Genomic DNA, 23052 nt, shown 5'->3' on the forward strand with positions numbered 1-23052 from the left:
TTAGCTTGAACTTAACACTAAAGTCGCACTCTAATTTTCTTTTGCGATTAAAGTGAATAAGTGATGAGTTTAAATGCATAAGGGTCTGTTATTAAAAGTAGTGAGGAGTGATATTGCGGTTTCGATAATCCTTGCAATTTATCTTGGTTTTTTCTTAAATTTTTCTGTTTATATTTCAAGATTTCATTCACAGATTTTACTCAATGAAAACAATGGATACCTATACTTAATAGCTGAAATTATCGTCAATATATTGTTTTCATTTTTTCTGTTTAGGCTGATTGCACTACTTGGAATATTTAGCTTTAAAGTCTTATCCACATTAATTATATTAATCAGTATTGCTATCAGTTATTACATTACATTTTATGATGTTGTGATTGGTTATGGCATTTTAATCTCAACCCTCACAACGGATATTGATTTGTCTCAGGAAGTCGTTGACAATAATTTCTTCATTTGGACTATTTTACTCGCTATTCCGCCCATCATACTCATTTGGTTTGCCCAAAAAACAGTACTGAACAAAAAACGAAGCCGATTATTAACGTTATTTACCTTTATCCTTATTCCGCTACTTATTTTTAGCTATATCAAGCTCGTCGATTCTTATCAAAAAGAAAGTGAGCGTGAAAAGAACATTGATATATCAAGCTATGGTGGTGGTATTGGCTACTCTTATTTGCCGACAAATTGGATGATCCCATTAGTTCAATATGGGATTGTCAAATATGATGACAATTTCAATGAAACGAATCTGTTAGATCCTTTTGAAAAATTCACTTATACAGCAAACGAAAAAAATAAAGATGTTTATGTGGTATTTGTAATCGGTGAAACCGCACGCTGGGATCATATGCAGTTATTAGGCTATCAAAGAGAAACTACCCCAAAGCTCGCGAGTGAGAAAAATATAGTGGCATTCAAAGGAACCTCATGTGATACCTCAACCAAATTATCACTAAGATGTATGTTTGTGCGTGAAGGTGGCGTAAAAGATAACGAACAACGGACTGTCACTGAAAATAATATTTTTTCTGTCATGAAGCAGCTTGGGTTTTCATCCAATTTATTTTCGATGCAAAGTGAAATATGGTTTTATAATAAACTTGATGTCGATAACTATCTTATTCGTGAAATGATCACATCAAAAAATAGCTCGCGAGGTCAAGAAATTCATGATGAATTATTATTGGATGAGGTTGATAATGTCATTCAAGATAAAGTCAGTGGTATGAATTTGATTATTCTCCATACCAAAGGTTCGCATTATCTTTATTCGAAACGTTACCCTGCCGAATTTAAGAAGTTCATGCCTGAATGTATCGACAATGCAGCCAAATGTTCAAAAGAGCAGTTAATTAATTCGTATGATAATTCAATTTTATATACGGATACCGTAATTTCTGATCTTATTGCTAGATTAAAAGATAAAAATGCCATTGTTTTTTATACGTCTGATCATGGTGAATCTATTGATGAAAATAAAGGGCTACACGGCACGCCGCGTAATATTGCCCCTATTGAGCAATTTAGAGTACCGCTGATTGTCTGGATGTCGGATACCTATATTGCAAATAATAAGAACTTATATGACAACCTTAAACTCAATAGTCAATCTCGCACATTCTTTCATCACGAAATTTTTGACAGTCTCTTAGGTTGTTTAGGTTATACCTCTTCAGATGGCGGTATTAATAATAAAAATAATCTGTGCTTTAGGTGATTTGTTTTTATTAATGCTCAAAGCCTCTTATCTTATATTAGACCATAACCTTACGTTTTCTTGATATCTATTTTCATAATATATATGGTTGCCAAGGTCAGCTACAGAGGAGTTTCTAAATTCGGGAATAATTATAGGGGGCTCAGATCAAACATTACAGGTGTCATGATTGATCTGAGATATCAGTTAGGAATATCATATTTAGACATTCAACTATCATAATAAATGATGTCAAAATTGTCATATGACATTAATAATATTGAGCAGACAATATTATGTAAGCTTGATATACTCCCGCTTCAGGAGGATTTTTATCGTCGGAGTGAAGCGTCGTACGCAGGTTAAGGGAAGTCGAACCTTTGAAAGTGACGGTTTTCATTGTGTCACAAGATGTACCGATACATAATTCAGGTTTAACAGATAATTTAGAACTCATTTCAACTGGGGTTGGATTCACAGCGAACAGTACAGTATTTTGCGCATCTAAACAGGATATATTTATCGTTTTATCCAGACGCGATGCATTCAACTCGGAATTTCGTATTATACCATAATCCAGAACCATCGGGCTATCAATAGTGCAGGAGACAGGCTTTATAGGGGCACCGTTCAGGCATCCGCGCAGAGTTTCAGCCCATTGTTTTTCGGATTCGACCAGCAGGTTATCAACTTCGATGCATGAATTCCCGCCGATGGTTCCACCGTTATTCATTTCATTTTTCACATCACTACTAAAAAAGCCATAAGTAACACCAAGTTGGTTCACAGCAGTTATACAATCGGTGTTACGATCGAACGAGTAGTTCGTTCGTCTTATACCTGATAAATAGTCAATGAATTGGGATGTCATACCGGCGGGTTTTGACACGAGGACAGGATCAGCAGATGAGTAGGAACCATTAGAAGATAGAGCGAAAGAGACGGTGCAACGATTGACCCCGCCGAGTTTTGCGACGTTTTCAGCAACAGAAGGAGTCATTTCAACGAGAGGAAGGCCGTTCGACGAGACCCCGTACCACTCATACACGACCCGGTATGGCTTGTTTGCAGAATCCAAACGTGTACCATCACGGAGGCCAGAAATCGACAGACCGTCATAGCAAAGAACGATAGGGCTATAAAGGGATAGCAGGAGCGTACCAATTGTCATGTTTTTCATATTAACCCTAAGTCACCAAGATTATGAGATAATAAATAATACTTTACGTTTGCACTTCCTTACTCCTGTATTTATTAAGGGTAATAGATAGTCTGCCCATAAAGCCGCAAGCGTTTTTCTTTTTCAATTTGTCGTTCTTTCGCACGTGCTAATGAACGTGGTGAACGTGTTATTTCTGTTGACGTAAACCATTGCCCTAACCAATCAAACCCTTTCTCAACTCGACCCATTTGAGTCTTATCGGGATGACAGATAAAGCCGTCTCGCGCCAAAAAATCTTGTAATACTGCAATTGAACGTTTTAAGGGCCAGCGCGTGGGCGATAATAATAAGAAATCATCCATATATCTTTCATAAAAAATGCCTCGACATTCACTTAGTGTCTCATCCATAGAAAATAAATAACTACCTCCTATTAGTGGACTCAATGCACAACCACTGATAAGCTACGTCGCCAAACTTCACCCATAATTCACTGATACATCAAGGTATAAGTTAGCGTAGCGCTAAACCAACCTGGTTTAATGGTTTTATTTTCCATCGCGTTTTGATCCGCTTTCAAATAAGCACGTAGCTTAATCACCATATCGCCATCTTTAATCGGATATACCGGCTCAACCTGTGCATTGTTAATGGGTAATGCCGCCCCGCTCATGGTTTCTAAACCAATCACCACACCAGAAGCTTCACTGTCAGGATTAAATTTCAATAGACCATCTGCCGTAGCATTTCCACTAAACTTAGCTGAAATGGTATTCCCCAAAGAGGTATCGCAATCATCTAAATAGAATTCAAACTCTTGGTCACTATAAGCACCACGTTGCCCTGTATAGAGGTCTTTAGAATTAATATTCTCACCAAAATACACATATCCATTTTCAGAGCCCGGGTTTACCGTGCAAGGCAATGCAATTAATTTACCACTATATTGAATCGTATTACTGCTATCAGCCCAGCTAATAGAAGGTAATGTCCCCACTAAGGCTAAAATAAAGCCACTCATTAAATAATGCTTTTTCATTATGATCTCCTTAGGGGTACAGCATTTGCACTGTCGCGGTAACCGTAAAATCACCTTCACGCAAAATAGTCGCAGGGTTTGGATCACGAATAGGTACGGCGTAGAGAGGTAAGGTCGCCGTTCCGTTACTCGACATAGTCATCTTTGTCCCTGTATTAGGTCCGATAACGACACCGTTGTGGTAAAGACGAATCCCTAATCCATTGATATTCGTTCTCAGTGCTTTTGCATCATAAGAGGCCACAAATGGGCTCATATACTGAAGATATAAGGCAACCGCATTACCTAAATCAGGGCCACAACTCAGCGTTAAGGTAAAATCTTGTTGATAATTAACACCATCAACTTTAGTAATACCAATTTCACCAAACTGCACTTTAATTGGCTGATTAGCTCCATCAGGCCCAGCAACATCACAAGGTGGGTTTTCAATTAAGTTGCCTGAAAAATTTACCTCAACCGCCTTTGATGGGTTGTAACTCAATAATGCTGCGCTACCGATAAGACCTAGCGCCAAACCTCTATATTTATTTGTCATCGACATTATTGATACTCCACACTCAAAGTGCCTGATGCAGTAAACTCACCACCGCGTATCCCGCCGACATCGCTCGGTACAGCAACCGCCGTTAATGTAGGCTTACTGGCATATCTAAAAGGAAACCAATTATTAAGCTTTAACTGCTGACCATTCGCATTAATCTGAATGGCTAAATTGTTATCAGTCGTTTTTAATTTACCGGCTACTTTAAAGGTACTATTAGGAACAGACATGGCATCTACTCCCGTAAACTGAATTTTAATTGCTGGGTTATCTGCCGCATCTTCACAATTAATATTGTAATTAATTGGGGTTTCTCCGTATGAGCCACCATCGATTTGATTAATAATCAAATCAGGGAATACAACCGAAACTGGTGCGCCTGGCGCTGGGCCATAAATATCACAGGTTTTTTCCACTACTGTCACTTTGACTTGAATAGTAAAAACCTCAGCAAAACTTTGCCCACTTGCCAGTAATAAACTACTGGCAATCAGGGTTGAAACCATTCGCCGAGCTGGGCTTTTCGCTATAATTGGTTTGATTAACGACTTCATCATCTGCCCCTTATTACTCGTAAATCATTTCAAAAGCGATGAGTGCAGAATAAGCACCCGGCTCCAATGGGCCAGAAGTTCTTACCGGAGTCACGTAATAGGTCAGTTTATCTTGTCCTGATGCTAACAATACTGGGTTACTATCTTCCCCGAGTGGCAGTGGCTGACCTTTACTATTACTCAATGCCAAACCAATTCCTGCGGCACCATTAACCTTTGCGTAATTAGGCATGAAAGGTACTGTTGGCGCTAAAAAGCGCACTTTTACCGCAGGCTGTGTCGAGCTCCAAGCGGTTTGTCCTGTTCTAATATTCTCTAATGATGTGGATGTTTCTAAACAATCTAACAATTCAATTTGAAACGGAATTGGACGTCCCTGTCCGCCTGTGCGGCTTAACTCTGCTGTTTCTGTATTACCCAATAGCACCGATTGGTAACTAGAGGTCATTGCCAATCGGCATGGACTTTCAGTTAATGAACCCGATACATTCAACACACCGTGTTGGCCATCAACATTCCAGTTATCACTAGGACGGTACAAAGCACGATTGTCATCTTGTGCAAATGCCGATGCGCTACTCATACCCGCAAGCAAACAAACTAAAAAGCTATTGCGTAGCTGCTGGGTCAGTTTTTGTTGAGTCATGGTTCTCTCCTTTCCATTCATGCCGACAGGCCTAAGATAATGTATTATTTGGTTTCAGGAACAACCTGACAGCTCGATGCCTGACAACGGAAATTCAGCTCTGGGCGACCGCCATAATCATTGATATAAGTGATTACTGGTGAATTACCCAACTTGCTCGCACTCACTCCCAAGTTTTCACTCGCAAACGGCGCTACCATGATTGGGTTAAATTCTTTGGCGTCCGCTTTTGCTGTCGCACCTGCATTAATAATGGTGACATAGTATGGCGTCGGGTTTTTTAACATCACGGTTTCACCCTGCTTTTCCAGCGTTAATTTATCTTGTGCTGGAGCCGTATTCTTTTCAGGAATAATGGCTTTTGGGCGATAAAACAATTTCACTCGCGTTTGCAATGCAATCTGCAATGTATTTGGCTTGTCACTTTTTGGTGGAATTTCACGCAAATTAAAGTAGAACAGACTTTCACGGTCGTTCGGTAACATGTTGGCAGCTGGTAATGCCTCAATTTTGACTTGGCTTGATTTGCCCGGCTCTAAACGTTGAACAGGTGGCAACACAACTAAGGGTGAATTAATTTTTTCACCTTCGGCGTTTTCCATCCAACCCTGAGCTAAATAAGGCAATTGCTTGTTATTATTTGAAATATTAAGCGAGATGGATTTTTGTCCACCCTCAAAAACGACACGTGTACGGTCCATAGAAACTGCAGCTTGTGCAGCATAAGAGTACAGAATTAGGCTAGTTAGCCCTGCAACAATACTGCGTTGAGTTATCTTTTTCATGCTGTCGTAACCTATTTAGTGACCTATTTAATAACCTGTTGTGGTTGCTCGGATGCAGTACCGAGCAACCTCTTTATATTCAAAATAATTTGTTAATATTGCTTAACGTTGAGTAATCTGTTGTGGCTGTGAGCTCACACTTATCACAGGAATACACGGTAGTAATAACGCTTGTTCAAGAGAACCTAACTGTGCCGGGAACATCACTTTACAAGCCTTGTTTTCACCCCATGTCACGGTCATTGCATCCCCCGGATTAATACCACTGATGTAGGCATTACCTGCATCACCGACGATCCCGGTATTTTGATCTTTCATATTCTTCACTTGAGCACCAAATGGTGGATGAGTCCCATCCGTTAAGCTCAATACAGTCATGGCTTTTTGCCCCGAAACCACTTCAAAACGACGGAAACCTACAGCACCTTCTGTCATGGTGGCTTGTACCACTGACTGCTGTGCATCGACGTTATCTGGCAAGGCATTCAAATCAATTTGCGCCTTACTGCGGTAATAGCTGTTCACATCACCGACAACCGCTTTACCAAACATATTTGACTCAACTGGCGCACCAAAGCCTTTGATTGGTACACCTGCAACACCGTCTGTATCAACAACCATACGTGTACCGCCCATGCTATTAACACGGTGGAATCCACCGCCCTCGCCAGTCATGGTGAAACCGCCCGAAGCCGATAAACCAAAGGCACTGTATTGACCATGTTGATAACTTGCGTTCGCACTGACACGAGCAATATCCGCTTGATGGTTAATAAAGGCACTGGAAGATGCACCGTAGCGGCTGCTTCCCGCACTCACTTGGTATGTTGTACGGTCATCAATACGGTCATAATAAGTGGCACGGTTAGTGGTATCATTGCGACTCGCATTCAATGAATAACCGATGCTTCCGCTATTACCCCATGGGAATGACAGCGATAAATAAGCGCTATCATCGTTCACACCGTTATATACACTGCGATTCGCCGATAAATTGACGCTGACGTTTTTAAGCGAACCAATATCCATGTACTTCGACAGCATCACACTGTAGTAGTCATTATTTGGGCGATCCCAATAAGTTTGGTGGTTATAATTCACATACAATGACATGCCGGCATCACGGAAATTTTTATTCAGTGAAATGGTGTATAGCTCTTTACTACCGCCATAACGCTGCCCAGTTTGTTTCGCATTCAAGTAATCTGACATGGACATAAAGTCACGCTCAGAGAAGCGATAACCGGCGAACTGTACTTGGCTATCGTATTGCTCAAAACGTTTTGAGTAGTTAACGCGGTATGAACCACCACTGACTCTGTTTTCACCCGGCAAACGCGCAAAAGATTGCGTTGCATCGAATGAAATAGCACCAAAGGCGAGCAAGTCACGACCGATACCCATAGAAAGCGCATTATAGTCTTGGCTATTTAAGCTTCCGCCAAACAGTGACCAACCGTTATTAATACCCCAAGAAAATTCGCCAGTTAAGAAGTTATCCCCTTGGCTATGGCGTTCATAATCAGTAGGTTGACCTAATGCCAATTTATATTGAATTTGGCCCGGGCGCGTTAGATAAGGTAGGTTAGCCGTGTCTACTTGGAACTCTTGAACCGAACCATCTTCTTCTTTAACAACCACATCTAACTTGCCGCTAATCGCATCACTTAAGTCTTGAATTCTAAATGGTCCCGGAGCAACTTGGGTTTCATACAGAACGCGCCCTTGCTGGCTAACAGTTACCGTTGCATTCGTTTTAGCAATACCTGTTACTTCAGGCGCATAGCCTCGTAAACTTGGCGGCATCATATTATTATCCGAACGCAAGCTTGCTCCCGTAAAACGGAAACTGTCGAACATATTTGATTCGAGGTAATCTTCACCCAGCGTTAACTTGGCACGCAATGTTGGCACCGCACGGTAAGCATAAAAACGGTTCCACTGGAAATCTTTTTGTGTTGACGCGTTGATGCCATTCATGTGACTTAAACGCCCTTGCCAATCAGCACGTAAGCGCCATGCTCCGGCGTTCACACCCACAACACCGTTACCATTCGCTTGGTAGCTATCATTCCCACCTTTACGGTATGAATTATTCACATTTCCGTTAATGTTATAGTCAGCCAGAATTGCTGGAACACCATCATCCCAACGCGACGGTGGATCCCAGTTAGGTGCGGTATATTCCATATAAGCTTGTGGAATACTGACGTACAAAGATGAAGTCGCTAAATCACCACGGATCTGCATCCCCGGTAAGCTTTCAGGATTTAAACACTCCCCGTCATGCCACCAAGTTAAATCTTTCAGTGAGGATGAAGTCAGCGCTAACTGGTTCATATATTCAGGCGATAAACAAGCTGCGCTCCCTTCTGGATCATTTTCTGGAGCATAAAAAGGAACCTTAATTTCAGGTAGCTGCTCATCATTAACTTTCAGCGTTAATGAATAAGTACCCGGCATAATGTGACCTGCACGCGCAAACTGATTTAAATCAATGTTACTTTTGTCTTCTAAATCTAATACATCGGTATTAAATTGAATTGCTTCTGCCGCAAAAACAGGCAGTGCTACACCATGAAAGGTGAGCGCAATGACCACACTGAGTAAACGTGGTTTTGGTGAGTAAGCATTAAACAAAGACATAAGTAACATCCCTAAAGGTCAGTATCAGGAAAAAATCAGCATTTTTATTAGTAATAATCCAGCTTGAAACGAATTGCTGTTTGGTATTCCCCTGGACGTAGTGGGGTTTCATCTGAAACGAGTCTTAACCCATAATTAAGAACATGGTCTCCGGGTTTGATATCTTGTTTTGATGTGGCCAATCCAGGTTGTACTGTTTGTCCTGATGCATCTTGTAATGACAATGCGACGCCTTTTGCCGCGCCAGAAACGGTGAACCATTCGCCATTTGCTGGGCCATCAAAAGTCACCGAAAAGGTTTGCCAATTGTCGCCATCATGTGGGGTGAGTTTGCAACCAATTAAGGCGATCGAAAAAGGTTGAACTGGTCCATGTCCAACTTGGCGTAACAAACCAATTGGCAAAATACCCATATCAATAGATTGCTCATAAGAACCAGTATCGATAGCACAAGCGGTATCAACGATGCTTCCTTGCATACTCACTTTGCCCCAAATTTCGCCAGGAGCAGCTTGTGCAGGCATTAGCCACAGTGCACTGATTGATAATAATGCTAGCTTTAATTGTCCAATTCGCTTCACAGTCACCTCCATTACTGAATCAGTCATGAAGTGCCTAAGCACTTCATGACACACATACGCTAATATCTAAAAATTAGTTGTATGCTAAGGTAAAGTTAGTGACTGCTGAGAAGTTACCTGGAACAACTGTAGCTCCCGCTAGACCTTTAAGTGCCGCTTGGAATTTCAGTTCATTGCTACCTTGAACGTAGTTTTGAGTGCTACCAGCGTTAACTTCAATTTGTGCGCTAGAAGAGTTCATGATTTTCACTGCTGCGCCAGATGCATCACCTGTGATTTGCAGTAAGCCAGTTTTTGCTGCTTGGCCATCAGTTGCTTCAGTACCAGCAAAAGTAATAGTCACTTGATTATTATTTTCTAGGTTGCAGCCTTCTAATTGGATAGAGAAAGGTTGAGCTGAAGACTCGCCACCTTTTTCTAAAGTCACGTTAGAAACTTGACCTAATTCAACAGTTTGGTTCTCTTCACCTGGAGCGATTGAACATGGAGCTTCAATGATTGAACCGTTAAAAGTGACTGTACCTGTACCTGCGTCAGCAGCTAAAGCAGATGCACTCATTGCGCCAGAAATCAAAGTTGCTAAAATAATCTTTTTCATATTGGTTACGCCTTACGATGAACGTTAAAATAGGGTGGATTTTAATTAATCCACTTGGTTAAATAATTAATGAATATTTATTTTTAATAAATAAAAATAAATAGAATACCTTCTGAGAAAAGAAAGTATTTTCTTTATTCTCAGTTAAAAAATTAAAACAAATTAATAGCTATTAATAGAAAATCAACCGACTAACTTACTCATCTTTACTGAAAAAGCATTCTCACCATGATAATACGGAACTGGAGGTAAGAATAAATTAATACAATGAGTACCAATCTCTTTCTCTACATTATTAACATTAAGGTAGACTGAACTAAAAAAACCACTCAAACTACAATCCAACTCATGTAATATAACAAAGAGTGTATCTACATTTATATTACAGACACCTCTTTCATATCTAGACACTTGTTGTTGAGATATATTTAATCTTTCAGCTAATTGTTTACCACTTAATCCGCGCTTCTTCCTTAAGCGGAAAATCTCTTTCCCTACGGCTATCATAAAAATACTTTTCGATACTTCTTGTTCTACTATCATATTAGGCTCCTTACTTCAGATACAACCAACTTCTTCATTAAAGGCTGCCTGCAAGAAAATGTTTTATGCATTGCTCTGTTGGGAAGAAATTTACGTTAGCTTCTAATTAAAATCAAGCAAGGCAATAGCTATCAAGCAGTTATTAATCAAAATAAAATACCCTTAACACGAGTAATTAATGAAATTAAATCACTTTAATTCAGGAGCCTCAAGACTCCCATTATGAACATACAAATATGACTAGAATTAAAACCCAATAACATCATAAAATGACCTCTAAGTTGATATTTTATACTTAAATTAATACTTTTTAATACATTAAGTAATAGTACGTATTAAATTCATAACAACAACGCATACTCAAAATCAATTAATCATAATAAAATCATTATGTTATAATTAATTCCAAACAAATCATTACTTCATATTTAGATATAATATTTTGTAATAACTCTAATATTATTGTAATCCCCGTTATTATTTTGAATAAAATAAGATGAGATTTTTATTTTTATTGAATATTTATTTTTTAGTTTATATCCTGATACAGTTATATTTTAACTACTAACATTATCGTCATTAAACTACTGTTCAATAAAATACATCATTAAATGAATAACACTAACGAATTTTCGAGATTCCATTATGACTAAAATTAACCACCCTAATATTAGAGCTTCAATTTATACTTCAATATTATTTTCAACACTACTCTTCCCATCATTATCATTTACTAATGAGAATCAACTTCCAGGATTATTAGAATTTGCTAATGAATATGAACAAAAAAAACTAAAGCAAGGAATAGAAAAAAATCAGCCTTACAATGAAGAACAAAGTGGAATTCAACTGCCACAAGTAAAATTGAAAATGCTAAATAAACAAATTCAAGCACTCACTATCAATGAAAAAATGTATAAGGCTCGTTTCCAACAACAAGAAAAAGAAATTCTACAAGCTAAAATAAATCGAGTTAATGACAACTTATTAGTTTTATTAAACAAGCAAAGCGTACAATTAAAATTAAAAGAACAAGAATCTTTAAAATCACAAATAGAAGAATCATTAAATAAATCAAAAAATGAAAATCTTAATTTGAATAACAATATCAAATTATTAAGTCAACGAATTGAAAATGCTGAGAAGGCACAAAAATTAGCATTGGAACAAGCTGTAGCCACGCAGCAGTTAGTGCCTCTTGAGCAACTAAAAAGTGATGAAGCCCTAAAACAAGCTTATGCGGCAGGTATCGCTATAGGACAAGATGCAATGACTATCCACAAAGAGAATCAATCTTTTGGACAAGATATGGACAAAAAAGCCTATTTAGCCGGTATCACCGATGCAATTGAAGGCCGTACATTACTTTCACCCACCGAATTGCATACAGCATTAATTGCAGCTGATTCTGCTATAACAAAAAATCGTAATGCCAAAAAAGATCAACAAGCACCAATTACAAAAGCATTTATGGCGAATTGGTCGAAACAAAAAGGTGTGGAGTCAGATCCATTAGGCTATTCCTACAAAGTGAACTATACCGGGCAGGGAAAAATTCAAGCTACCGATATGGTCAGTATTGTCGTTAAAGAATCACTATTAGATGGAACTATCGTCAATGATATGGATTTACAAGATAAATCGCTCACACTGCCATTAGATAACTATCCTCCCCTTTTCCAATCTGCCATTAGTCATTTGCAAAATCATGGCGAAATCACCTTTATCGTTCCGCCTGAATTAGCCTATGGCGATGAGGGCTACCCACCCAAAGTACCACCAGGAGCATCAATTATGTACACATTACGTATTGCAGATATAAAACCAGCACCTGCTCTTTAATATTAGGAAACAATAATGAGAATTTCCCTATTAGTCATAACGATAGTCAGTATATTGATGACCACGAGTTGTGGCGACAATTCAGATGACAATAAACCACATACAACCAATACAGTTTCAAACTCAATTAATGCCACCACAGAGTTTGACGCAGGATTATCCTATTACAATGCAAATCCGCCTAATTATGTACAAGCGGCCGAATATTTTCAGAAAGCGGCAGAGCAAGACAATATGGAAGCCCAACTTTATTTAGCCGCATTATATGAATCAGGATTAGGTGTTAATCAATCATGGCAAAAAGCCATTTATTGGTTCAAAAAAGCTGCAATGCGAGGAAATTTACCTGCACAGTACCAATTAGGCTTAATTTATGAAAAAGGCCAAGGTGTTGAAAAATCGCGTAGTCAAGCATTACACTGGCTCAGTCTTGCTGCTGAACAAGGTGAGCCCGATGCCCAACATCAGTTAGGTTGGTTATATATGGAGGAAAGTGACAGCAACCAAGCTTCGCAACTATCTGCCATAAAATGGTTTAAAATGGCAGCCGAACAAGGCCATGCATCAGCACAAAATATGCTTGGTTGGTTATATGAAAATGGAGCGAGCGGGCAACCTGAACTTAATGAAGCATTAAAATGGTATCAAGCCTCGGCAGATCAAGACAATGCTTACGCACTTAATAATTTAGGTTGGTTTTATTGGCAAGGTAAGGCAGGTAAAATAGATAAAGAAAAAGCACTTAATTACTTTATTCGAGCAGCTGAATTAGGTGATAGCGATGCCCAACTTAATCTTGGGTTAATCTATTATCAAGGTGATGATGTCCCCATTTCAATAGAACAAGCACAAAAATGGTTTATGCTTTCAGCGGAGCAAGGTAATCCTTATGCACAATATAACCTTGGCTGGTTAATGCTAAAAGGTGAAATCAAAAATGCATCGCCACATGCTATACGCTATTATTTTCAATTAGCTTGTGATAATAGTTTGCAGCAAGCTTGTCTTGCTTTGCAATCAGATTCCCAACCACTATTCATTGGGACTCCGGAAGAAAGCGTTATCCATACTCCAAGTGTGTCCCATTAGGCATTTCTAATCGCATTAGACACGCCTCAAATAAAAAATGATTTTAAACCTTTATCAGTATGGTTTTGGCTATAATCCTGTAACCAAAACCGTACGACTTCGATTACTAAATCAATAAAAAACATTATTTTACAATGCATTAAGATAAACAATAATCAATTCAAAACAGTATTTATTATTAATGAAACAATGTTATTAATAAAACAATGCTTCTGTGGTGCTATTTTTTAACAATTTGATGTTCTTACCTTCTGAGTTCAAGGTTAAAACAAAATTACATTTATACGCAATATTCTGATTATCATAGCTACATTTAGAATCCACTTGCAGAATAACCTGCCCTAGAACCAATATTTCCATAAAGAAATCAAATGGTTTTTGCATATCTTTCCCATAAGTCATTATGGTTTCAGAAATGACTTTATTATCTTTATAATATTTTATCGTTGTTGGCAGTTTAAACTCGTTGTAATTGTTTTCGCTAAACTTTTCCTTGGTATCAGCAAGCACTGAACCAATGATAATCCCATCTTTATTATATTGATAAATCAACTCACCATTAATATCTTTTCTGGATAATATCATACAGTTATTACCTATAGTCATTTCGATAGGACCAGAGGTATCGGTACCAACTAGTTTATTCTTGACTCTTTTAACAACAAGATGATTATTCAATCGACTAAGATACTCATCTTGTTTTTGATTTAAGGTAAAGCTCTCTACACAGCCATCACGCCCAATAGTTAATAATGACTCATAGTTAATCGAATTATCTTCATTATAAACAACAGCTTTAACTTCTTTAACATTCCCTTTAACTGGATTAAAATCATATAGTTGTGCCATATTAAAGACAACAGGATTATACTCTTGCTTTTGAAATGCCAAAGATTCAAAAGATATAAAAAAAATAGTTAATTGTATAATTGGCAATAAATATTGATTACCCATTTAATTTCATACCTCAAAACAACTCATATACTGTGATTTATTTTAATAATCATCGTATTAGCTTATTACAAATACGAGTAATTTTCTTCTAAAAATCAGAAATTTATTCAAACAAAAATAGATGGCAAAAAATTAAGATAGATTAGCATTTTATTTTAACCCCCCATTATTTTTCGATATTTTGGGGATTAAAAAACTATAAGAGATATAATTAAAATAATTAATCTTAATTAAAGCCATAATACAGCACTATCTGATTGATAATAAAAAAATTTTTACGTTTTAACATATACAACTAAAATCATTAAGGATCTTTAATGGGAAAAAAAATATTTCTAATTCATAACCCAAGTCCTACTCTTGGACGAGTAACGTATCCATGGGTAAACGGCTCGAGTATTGTAGCCAGATATCTCTCAGGTAATACAGTTGATAACTATTTATCAGCGTTACAAAAAGAGATAGATGTAAAAAATTTGGATTGGAAAGCTTACTGTGATGACACAGAGTCAGATATAGAAAAACTGATTTCCCAAAATGCAGATCTTCTCGTTTGTGTCCCTGGTCTAAAGTACCAATTTAATGAAACAGGGTTTGATAAAAATAATATTATCTACCTCAGCACAATAGAATATGCCAATAATGTCACTACAGCTGTTATAAGCAAGATAGTAAAGCTAGATAATAGGCAATAAAATCAACACATGCCTAGCCTTAACTTAACACTATCTAAATCGATTAGGTTTTGATTTTTTTGAGTTTAGATTTACTTATAATTGAACAACGTTCAGAATTGATACAGGGGGGAGAGAACCATACATGGCATTCACTACATTGATATTAAATGATTATTTAAATTTCAACTTTCATTCTATACAAATTTCTATACAACTAAGATCATTGCTAGGCTGTTTTTGATGCCTGTTTTTTTCTTGGCTCAATGAAATATTTCAATTGCATAAATATCATCAATTGATGATCTTATTGCAAATAATGAAAAATTCAAAATCTACATCCCTGTAAATTTTTTATTCGATAAAAAACTATCCTTTAAATTACAATCTTAATTGCACAATAAACAAGCAAGACACTAAGTATGTAATTAATCACTTTGCCATGCTTGGAAAAAACAATTTGCAAGTAATGTCCTGCAAGTGCCCATGCTAGATTTCCAGCGATGCCAATCACAGACAAAATAATACTCATGCCAAAAATAACCAATATATTATTAGAATATGGTAATGCGAATGTTGAAATTGCTGTTATTCCATACAAAATAATTTTCACATTGACAAACTGTAGCCAAAAACTCATCCAAAAACTGATAGGCTTAACCTCTGCTTTAGATGTTGACGTTTGGCTTTTAGCGATTTTCCATGCCAGCCATAAAATATAGGCAGCGCCAATCCACTTTAGCCACCCCATAAAGATTGGCAGAACTGTTACTAAAGATAATGTAAAAACTGCGCATAAAACCATAATTACAAAAAAACCCAAACTCATTCCCGATAAAACACTAATACTTCGACGAAATCCATATTGAGTAACCGAACTCATTGCAAGGATATTGTTAGGTCCTGGTGTAAACGCTGTTATTAATGTGTATGTTAAAAATGAACTTATAAGCATTGCTATCATCAACTTTCTCCTAAAAAATGACTCTAGCGCATTTATTAACTTTAAAAAATTGAATGTTTTGATACTATGAATTCGATATTTTCGATTGATATTAGGCTGGTGATATGGACTTGCGTCGACTCATTACATTTAAAACTATCGTTGAGGAAGGTTCTTTTATTCGAGCCTCACGTAAACTTTTTTGCACTCAATCAACTATTACATTTCATATTCAACAGCTTGAACAAGAATTATCAACCAAGCTGTTTGAAAAAATTGGGCGACAAGTAACCTTAACCACTGAAGGCAAAAATATACTACCTCATGTGTATGAACTTATTCGTGTAATGGATTGTATTCGCCAAACAGCACAACATAATGCTGAGCCAAATGGTGATTTACGGGTTGTAACAGGGGAAACATTATTAGCATATAAAATGCCTGTTATTTTAGAGCGCTTTAAACAACAAGCCCCGAAAGTTCGCTTATCCTTACAATCATTAAATTGCTATGTTATCCGTGATGCTTTGTTGGCTGATGAGGCTGATTTGGGTATTTTTTACCGTGTCGGAAATGATAGCGCTTTAACTATGGAAGATTTAGGCTCTCACCGCTTAGTTCTTGTCGCTTCTCCCAATCTTGGTGAAATGGATTTTATATCTCCTAACCAGCATTTACCTGTTAGCTTTGTTATCAATGAACCCCAGTGTATTTTTCGACAATTGTTTGAAACCACAATGCGACAGCGTAACATTACCCTTGAAAACACTATAGAATTATGGAGTATTGAGAGTATTAAACGTTGCGTATCTAGTAATCTAGGTATCTCATATTTGCCATATTTCACTGTTGAAAACGAGTTGCGCTCTGGTGAACTAAAAGAATTGCCCTTTAACGACCCATTTTTAAGAATAACGGCATTATGTGCTCATCACTCAAAAAAAGTAATAAGCCCAGCCATGAAGGTTTTCATGGAGTGTGTAAAAGAATGTTTCCCAATAGAAGAATGAGTTGAACAAAATAGGATGGTTAGGCTGGTGAACTTATTCGAGCTACCCCGATATTTTCGGGTTAGTTGAACTGGTCATCTTTAAGAGGGTTAGTTAAAATATAATAACAATGCTGGAAAACCCAACAATGTTATGCTTACAACTTTTGAGTCAATGTAGCACCTATATTGATATAAAACTTGATCATTAAGCTAAGAGGGATTAGGGATTCATGAGTTACATCGATACATTTCGTCACGAGTTACTTGGATATTTTAATGGGTTACCAATTTATCACCCGTTAGATATTGTTAGTGCTGAAGGATGGAGGGAGCCAGATTTTTCATGCGCTCCGGATACCTTAGTCCTTGGTGGTGGCTCAGGGGAGCATCCAGCACTAGTCCTTCATAATTTACCATCGCTCGCTGCAGGATATTTATTTTTAGCACTTGAAAGATTTGAACATTATTTCCCTGATGTCGCCTTAAACATTCCTCAAGAAGCAATTAATGCCATGACAGATATTTATTATTTAAAAGCGGATTTGGAGTTTTGTGGTTGGTCTATGCTTCAGACTCATGAATTTGTTAATAATGCCAAAAGCTCTTTGCATTGCTCTCCCTTGGAAGATAACCAGTCCGTAGAAGGTTGGATTGAAAATTCAATCGGTGAATTCATTTATTACTCGATACCCGAACTAATTAATACAGAAAATAGTAAATTATTTGAAATTTTCAAAGAATACGAAATTGGCTATTGGATGAAAAATGTACTCTGCCCACCTCCAAATTATATGAAAACCAGAAAGCAATCGATGAAAGATTCTGCATTTCAGGAAGCTGGTTTCTTTGCATGGGATTATACTAAGGCAGTATAAAATGACTGTGATTGTTTAACCTACTAAGTTGGTATAATCTGCGCCCCTGTTAGCTGATAACCATTAAACCATTCATAACGACCTGTAGCAGTTACTTTGTTTCCTTTCTGGCAGGTCATAAACTCCAGCGCGTTAATATCGAATGCCACTACCTTTAATGGGTACGGGCTACGCTTGTCACTCTCAGCCTGAATAGTCATTGTGACCATAACTTTACCTGTAGCTGTTTTAACTCGCTCAGGAGCTTTTATTACCGTTCCTGATGTAGTGATCCTGATTGATTTTTCTTTTCTCACTTCTGGCTTATTCATCTTCATATCATCAACGCATACCCATTCATTAGAATTTCATACTATTCATGATAAATTCTATTAGAAAATAATTCTAAATTGCCACCAAAATATAACAAGTTAATTCTCCCTTATAATTCATTTATGCATTGAACTATACGTAATGATATAACATAATAGCAAAAGTTTGTTCTGGGCTCTATTTCCTCCCCCGATTCTTCTCGGGGTTTTTTATGCCTCTACCCCCATCATTAAATGACCTTACAATGCGAAAACTACCTACGAGATAACCCGTATCTATAGGCGCCTTATAAAGACTTTATACAACGCGTTTATTTTACAATTATGTCTTTTGTATCTAACTGAATGTTTAGCTCTTTTGCTATTTCAATGAGTTGGTCATGTTCATCATGTGTAATTGTCACGTCATACTCCTCGATGTAATCACGCAATGTTTCTAAAGCTAAAGGACTTTCATTGTAATTAATATATTCAACTGCGAACTTTACCCTTTCTAGTGGCAACCTATCTTTGAGCTTTTCACCTAATTCAATTATTTTTTTGTTAGTTTTCATTTTTATTCGTTCTTTCTTTTAAATTTAGCCAGCCAGTGACGAACCTCCGATTTCAGAGCCTCTTAATGCTACAATAACTAATGTTGAATTTATTAGGGTTAATTTATGTCACACAATAGCTCAAGGTCAAAAGCCCTTAACTCTGAACTACCATTAAACCAAAGAGCATCCCATGCTAGAAGCTGCGCTAATCATGTTTCGGCTAGACTTGGTATAACACGAGAGGAATTATTTAAAATTACAATGGAAGCGACAGGTATAGACTTGAATGAGCCGAAAAATGAAAGTGAGTTAATGGAAGCTTTTAGCTATTTTGAACAACTTTGATATGCCGCTATTACAGCATTACTAGTAATAAGCCAAAGTGACGGCATCGATAAAATCAATCAGTTAGCTCTCCTGTTCTTTCCTGCTATCTGACGGTATTGGCTCCATAATATTGCGAATCTTCGGTGCTGCCGTTTCAATCTGCCGTTTTAGCTTTCTAATCGAATTACGCATGGCCATTTTTAATCTCTTCCATAACTTCTTTCAGTGCCTCAACTTCACGCTGCAAGCTCTCAACCTCGATAATCTTAGAAGCATCAGCAAATACCTTTTAAAATCACGGTTCCTACATCTGGCGGCACCAGCCCTTGACTGATAGCCGATACAACGCTCAACGCTGCGCTTGATAGGTCTGTGGTGTCACAAAGGAATTCGATAGGTTGAATAGTGGATTTAGAAACTGGGTAGCAACGGTCAGCCCATATCTTTAGACAAGCAGCATCACCGATTTCAATGCCGGCAAGAATTGATTTAATTGCTTGCGGGGTCATTTCCATTAGATTACGCCTTATCTCAGCGCCTTTACTTAGCCTGCCTGATGGGTTCCCAGACTGCCCCTTTTCCCATCGTGTATCATTTTGGTTTTACCAGCGAATTGATAGCGATAACTCCAGCCTTTGGAACCGTTAGTTTCAACTAACAAAGATAGCCCGTTACCGTCCGCCAGCGTGTATGATTTTTCTTTTGGCTTGGCACGCTTGATTGCCATGTCTGTTAGCTTCATAAATCACCAATATTGTATAGGAAAATTGTAGAGGGAATTTCTATACAAAAAACTATACAACAAATTGTAGAGATTTAGAAAGATGTTAGTAGACTTTGGTAGAGTGAGATTTTGCTGGAATGCTTGGTTTAACTGAGGTTAGGAGACTTTAGTAGACTTGATTGGAAGTGAAGATGGCGGAGGAGGAGTCCGCTAAACATAAATCCAACCCCATCCAAGGTTATTCAATTAGTGTCTTTATATCAATAGATTATTTAAATACAAATCCAAATCCGTATAATGAATTCCATACAAAGCCTAACAAAAATGGCATACCAGATGGCATACCCAAACTTTAGGACAAATTCACCATGGCTTTATTAACCAATACCAAAGCTAAGAATATACAACCTGGGGATAAACCATTACCTCATGGCGGTATCACGGGCCTCACTCTACATCCATCATCAACAAAAGGAAGAGGAAAGTGGGTACTTCGCTATATGAGCCCAGTAACACAAAAACGTCGAAATGCGGGTTTAGGTAGTTACCCTGAAATCACAATTTCAGAAGCATCAAATATTGCTTCAACAATGAGAGAGCAAATAATCAAAGGTATTGATCCCCTTGAGTTCAAAAAATCAATTTCTGAGAAGCCATCAATCCCTTCTTTTGAAGATGCTGCTCGTAAACTTCATACTGAATTACTTCCTGGCTGGAAAAATGAAAAACACGGTAAACAATGGATTACTACACTTGAACAATATGTATTTCCATTTATCGGCTCAATGACATTAGATACCATTGCACCCGCTGATATAGCGGACACATTACGTCCTATCTGGTTAACTCGCTCCGAAACCGCCTCTCGCGTCAAACAACGTATCCATGCGGTTATGCAATGGGCATGGGCACATAGTTATTGTTCTGCTAACCCTGTCGATGTGGTCGCTCATTTATTACCACAACAAATCAGCATTAATGTCCGTACAGAGCATCAACCTGCAATGCCATGGAAATCGCTACCTCTTTATATTGCAACCTGTGTATCCACTGATGAACGATACAATATCACTCGAACCTTACTCTTATTTGTAATACTCACAGCCTCACGTTCTGGAGAAGCTAGAGCCATGCGATGGGGAGAAATTGATTTTAAACAACGTATTTGGACTGTTCCAGCCGAAAGAATGAAAGCCGGTATACAACATCGAGTTCCCTTATCGGATCAAGCTATATCGCTACTCCATAGCTTAAAAGGGCTACATGATGAATTGGTTTTTCCTTCCCCCAGAAAACAAGTTGTCCTTTCTGACATGGTACTCACTGCATTCTTACGGCGTACGAAAGCACCTAGCGATAATCCTAATCGCGTTGCAACAGCACACGGCTTTCGTTCAACTTTCCGGGATTGGTGCTCTGAGCATGGCTATTCTCGGGATTTAGCTGAAAGAGCACTCGCTCATACAGTGAAAAATAAAGTGGAAGCAGCTTATCACCGAACAGACTTATTAGATCTGCGACGCCCTATGATGCAAGCATGGGCTGATTATCTATTGCCTTAAACTTAAGAGCTAGCCATATTGGCTAGTAGCTTTTTTTATCTCTTATTAACAATAGAAGGCATGGACTGTATGAAGTGGCATAGTTAATTTGGCCACCTGACTAGAGGTGATATTCTTACCTCAATAACATCCAGGTGAGCACATGGCTAAGCAATATTCAGCAGAGTTTAAACTCGAAGCCACTAAAATGGTAGTTGACCATCATTACTCAATGGCTAAAGCCGTACAGGCAATGGGCGTTAGTCTTACCGCACTTAATCGATGGGTTTAAAAACTGCGATTAGAGCGACAAGGTAAAACACCGACGGGACTTCCGCTTACACCCGAGCAGATTGAACTTCGTGAGATGAATAAAAAAATACAACGCCTTGAAATGGAAAACGAAATTCTAAAAAAGGCTACTGTAGATTCAATTGGTCAATGCAACAGTTATGTGAAAACATGTAGTTGCGGAGGATTATTGAATGAGACGGACATTTACGGCTGAGGAAAAAGCATCTGTTTTTGAATTATGGAAGAACGATAAAGGCTTCAGTGAGATAGCTAATATTCTGGGTTCAAAACCAGGAACTATCTTCACAATGTTAAGAGATACTGGCGGCATAAAACCTAATGAGCGCAAGCCGGCTGTTGCTCACCTGACACTGCCTGAACGAGAGGAAATACGGGCCGGTCTGCCTGCCAAAATGAGCATTCGTGCGATCGCTACTGCACTGAACCGTAGCCCTTCGACGATATCACGTGAAATTCAGCGTAATCGTGGCAGGCGCTATTACAAAGCCGTTGATGCTAATAACCGGGCTAACAGGATGGCTAAAAGGCCAAAATCGTGCTTACTGGATCAGAATATACCGTTGCAAAATATTGTTCTGGAAAAGCTAGAGATGAAGTGGTCTCCGGAGCAAATATCCGGATGGCTAAGGAGAACCAAACCACGTCAGAAAACACTGCGAATATCACCTGAGACAATTTATAAGACACTGTACTTTCGTAGTCGTGAAGCATTATACCACCTGAATGTACAGCATTTACGCCGATCACACAGCCTCCGTCATGGCAGACGGCATACCCGCAAAGGTGAAAGAGGCACTATCAATATAGTGAACGGAACGCCAATCCATGAACGCTCTCGGCATATCGATAACAGACGCTCCCTGGGACATTGGGAAGGCGATTTAGTATCGGGCACAAAAAACTCTCATATAGCTACACTTGTGGACCGAAAATCGCGTTATACTATTATCCTGAAACTCAGAGGTAAAGATGCTTTATCAGTGAATCAGGCTCTTACAGATAAATTTCTGAGCTTATTCGTTTATCAAGTTTATAGTCATACAGCTTGGATTGACATGAGAGATATTTAAGTATAAACAAGTGATTGGATACTTTTTAATTAAATAACTTATATTTATCACAATAAA

The 23052-nt window shown here is 38.1% G+C and carries 25 protein-coding genes and 2 pseudogenes; 10 read left to right on the top strand and 17 right to left on the bottom strand.

The window, feature by feature from the left end:
* The first annotated feature begins 73 nt into the window (after positions 1–73).
* Positions 74–1726 carry a kdo(2)-lipid A phosphoethanolamine 7''-transferase gene (gene eptB, locus ACTH6U_RS12415; protein ID WP_441832301.1) on the top strand — a complete coding sequence of 551 codons (1653 nt, stop codon included), beginning with the start codon at positions 74–76 and terminating at the stop codon, positions 1724–1726.
* A gap of 250 nt (positions 1727–1976) precedes the next feature.
* Here eptB and ACTH6U_RS12420 read toward each other — a convergent pair whose 3' ends face one another.
* The 11 genes from ACTH6U_RS12420 to ACTH6U_RS12470 all read right to left on the bottom strand — a co-directional run bounded on the left by ACTH6U_RS12420 (position 1977) and on the right by ACTH6U_RS12470 (position 10803).
* Entirely contained in the window at positions 1977–2885 is a 909-nt protein-coding gene (locus ACTH6U_RS12420; RefSeq protein ID WP_441832302.1) for a hypothetical protein, read from the bottom strand.
* Between the two features lie 74 nt (positions 2886–2959).
* A complete protein-coding gene (locus ACTH6U_RS12425) occupies positions 2960–3313 on the bottom strand; it encodes a reverse transcriptase domain-containing protein (RefSeq protein WP_441832303.1) in 354 nt (117 codons plus the stop codon).
* Positions 3314–3357: 44 nt separating this feature from the next.
* Positions 3358–3906, bottom strand: coding sequence for a fimbrial protein (locus tag ACTH6U_RS12430; RefSeq protein ID WP_441832304.1), 549 nt, complete (start codon positions 3904–3906; stop codon positions 3358–3360).
* A 10-nt stretch (positions 3907–3916) separates the two neighbouring features.
* The gene (locus ACTH6U_RS12435) at positions 3917–4450 is read right to left on the bottom strand and encodes a fimbrial protein (RefSeq protein ID WP_441832305.1); all 534 of its coding nucleotides are present in this window, start codon (positions 4448–4450) and stop codon (positions 3917–3919) included.
* Complete coding sequence (locus ACTH6U_RS12440) at positions 4450–5007, bottom strand: fimbrial protein (protein ID WP_294349702.1); 558 nt, start codon at positions 5005–5007, stop codon at positions 4450–4452. Before ACTH6U_RS12440 ends, ACTH6U_RS12435 begins: the two co-directional genes overlap by 1 nt.
* Before the next feature lie 10 nt (positions 5008–5017).
* Positions 5018–5650: a fimbrial protein gene (locus tag ACTH6U_RS12445; RefSeq protein WP_441828960.1), complete on the bottom strand. Its 633-nt coding sequence runs from the start codon at positions 5648–5650 to the stop codon at positions 5018–5020.
* A gap of 44 nt (positions 5651–5694) precedes the next feature.
* Entirely contained in the window at positions 5695–6435 is a 741-nt protein-coding gene (locus ACTH6U_RS12450; protein WP_294107277.1) for a fimbria/pilus periplasmic chaperone, read from the bottom strand.
* A 102-nt stretch (positions 6436–6537) separates the two neighbouring features.
* Positions 6538–9090, bottom strand: coding sequence for an outer membrane usher protein (locus ACTH6U_RS12455; RefSeq protein ID WP_441832306.1), 2553 nt, complete (start codon positions 9088–9090; stop codon positions 6538–6540).
* Between the two features lie 38 nt (positions 9091–9128).
* A complete protein-coding gene (locus ACTH6U_RS12460; RefSeq protein ID WP_441828962.1) occupies positions 9129–9689 on the bottom strand; it encodes a fimbrial protein in 561 nt (186 codons plus the stop codon).
* Positions 9690–9735: 46 nt separating this feature from the next.
* The gene (locus ACTH6U_RS12465; protein ID WP_441832307.1) at positions 9736–10260 is read right to left on the bottom strand and encodes a fimbrial protein; all 525 of its coding nucleotides are present in this window, start codon (positions 10258–10260) and stop codon (positions 9736–9738) included.
* Between the two features lie 183 nt (positions 10261–10443).
* On the bottom strand, positions 10444–10803 hold the full coding sequence (locus ACTH6U_RS12470; RefSeq protein WP_441832308.1) for a helix-turn-helix domain-containing protein: 360 nt from the start codon (positions 10801–10803) through the stop codon (positions 10444–10446).
* Positions 10804–11448: 645 nt separating this feature from the next.
* Here ACTH6U_RS12470 and ACTH6U_RS12475 point away from each other — a divergent pair.
* Together ACTH6U_RS12475 and ACTH6U_RS12480 are read left to right on the top strand one after the other, a co-directional pair.
* Positions 11449–12645, top strand: a complete 1197-nt coding sequence (locus tag ACTH6U_RS12475) for an FKBP-type peptidyl-prolyl cis-trans isomerase N-terminal domain-containing protein (RefSeq protein ID WP_294107282.1) — start codon at positions 11449–11451, stop codon at positions 12643–12645.
* 15 nt (positions 12646–12660) lie between these two features.
* Entirely contained in the window at positions 12661–13734 is a 1074-nt protein-coding gene (locus ACTH6U_RS12480) for a tetratricopeptide repeat protein (RefSeq protein ID WP_441832309.1), read from the top strand.
* A 195-nt stretch (positions 13735–13929) separates the two neighbouring features.
* Here the strand turns inward: ACTH6U_RS12480 and ACTH6U_RS12485 are convergent, their stop codons facing one another.
* On the bottom strand, positions 13930–14688 hold the full coding sequence (locus tag ACTH6U_RS12485; protein WP_441832310.1) for a YnfC family lipoprotein: 759 nt from the start codon (positions 14686–14688) through the stop codon (positions 13930–13932).
* Between the two features lie 317 nt (positions 14689–15005).
* Here ACTH6U_RS12485 and ACTH6U_RS12490 point away from each other — a divergent pair, with 317 nt between their 5' ends.
* Positions 15006–15383, top strand: coding sequence for a nitrogen fixation protein NifS (locus ACTH6U_RS12490; protein WP_441832311.1), 378 nt, complete (start codon positions 15006–15008; stop codon positions 15381–15383).
* A 355-nt stretch (positions 15384–15738) separates the two neighbouring features.
* Here ACTH6U_RS12490 and eamB read toward each other — a convergent pair whose 3' ends face one another.
* Positions 15739–16326 (bottom strand): cysteine/O-acetylserine transporter, encoded by a 588-nt coding sequence (gene eamB / locus ACTH6U_RS12495; protein WP_441832312.1) that lies wholly within the window; start codon positions 16324–16326, stop codon positions 15739–15741.
* Between the two features lie 104 nt (positions 16327–16430).
* Here eamB and ACTH6U_RS12500 point away from each other — a divergent pair, with 104 nt between their 5' ends.
* Positions 16431–17315 (top strand): LysR family transcriptional regulator, encoded by an 885-nt coding sequence (locus ACTH6U_RS12500; RefSeq protein ID WP_441832313.1) that lies wholly within the window; start codon positions 16431–16433, stop codon positions 17313–17315.
* A gap of 211 nt (positions 17316–17526) precedes the next feature.
* Complete coding sequence (locus tag ACTH6U_RS12505) at positions 17527–18171, top strand: hypothetical protein (RefSeq protein WP_441832314.1); 645 nt, start codon at positions 17527–17529, stop codon at positions 18169–18171.
* Between the two features lie 23 nt (positions 18172–18194).
* On the opposite strand, the gene ACTH6U_RS12510 is transcribed toward ACTH6U_RS12505, so the two are convergent.
* Together ACTH6U_RS12510 and ACTH6U_RS12515 are read right to left on the bottom strand one after the other, a co-directional pair.
* Positions 18195–18482: a hypothetical protein gene (locus ACTH6U_RS12510; protein WP_441832315.1), complete on the bottom strand. Its 288-nt coding sequence runs from the start codon at positions 18480–18482 to the stop codon at positions 18195–18197.
* A gap of 311 nt (positions 18483–18793) precedes the next feature.
* The gene (locus tag ACTH6U_RS12515; protein WP_441832316.1) at positions 18794–19036 is read right to left on the bottom strand and encodes a MafI family immunity protein; all 243 of its coding nucleotides are present in this window, start codon (positions 19034–19036) and stop codon (positions 18794–18796) included.
* A 105-nt stretch (positions 19037–19141) separates the two neighbouring features.
* On the opposite strand from ACTH6U_RS12515, the gene ACTH6U_RS12520 reads away from it, so the two are divergent.
* A complete protein-coding gene (locus ACTH6U_RS12520; RefSeq protein WP_441832317.1) occupies positions 19142–19363 on the top strand; it encodes a hypothetical protein in 222 nt (73 codons plus the stop codon).
* Between the two features lie 257 nt (positions 19364–19620).
* On the opposite strand, the gene ACTH6U_RS12525 is transcribed toward ACTH6U_RS12520, so the two are convergent.
* Both ACTH6U_RS12525 and ACTH6U_RS12530 read right to left on the bottom strand, forming a co-directional pair.
* Entirely contained in the window at positions 19621–19860 is a 240-nt protein-coding gene (locus ACTH6U_RS12525; RefSeq protein WP_441832318.1) for a hypothetical protein, read from the bottom strand.
* A gap of 41 nt (positions 19861–19901) precedes the next feature.
* A pseudogene (locus ACTH6U_RS12530) lies at positions 19902–20087 on the bottom strand (Arm DNA-binding domain-containing protein); the annotation flags it as partial.
* A 350-nt stretch (positions 20088–20437) separates the two neighbouring features.
* Here ACTH6U_RS12530 and ACTH6U_RS12535 point away from each other — a divergent pair.
* The 3 genes and pseudogenes from ACTH6U_RS12535 to ACTH6U_RS12545 all read left to right on the top strand — a co-directional run.
* Positions 20438–21631 carry a tyrosine-type recombinase/integrase gene (locus ACTH6U_RS12535; protein WP_441832319.1) on the top strand — a complete coding sequence of 398 codons (1194 nt, stop codon included), beginning with the start codon at positions 20438–20440 and terminating at the stop codon, positions 21629–21631.
* A gap of 142 nt (positions 21632–21773) precedes the next feature.
* Entirely contained in the window at positions 21774–21902 is a 129-nt protein-coding gene (locus ACTH6U_RS12540) for a transposase (protein WP_441832320.1), read from the top strand.
* Between the two features lie 193 nt (positions 21903–22095).
* Positions 22096–22941: pseudogene (locus ACTH6U_RS12545) on the top strand (IS30 family transposase); the annotation flags it as partial.
* Between the last annotated feature and the right edge of the window lie 111 nt (positions 22942–23052).

Source organism: Providencia sp. (assembly GCF_052096715.1).
In the GTDB taxonomy this organism is placed as follows: domain Bacteria; phylum Pseudomonadota; class Gammaproteobacteria; order Enterobacterales; family Enterobacteriaceae; genus Providencia.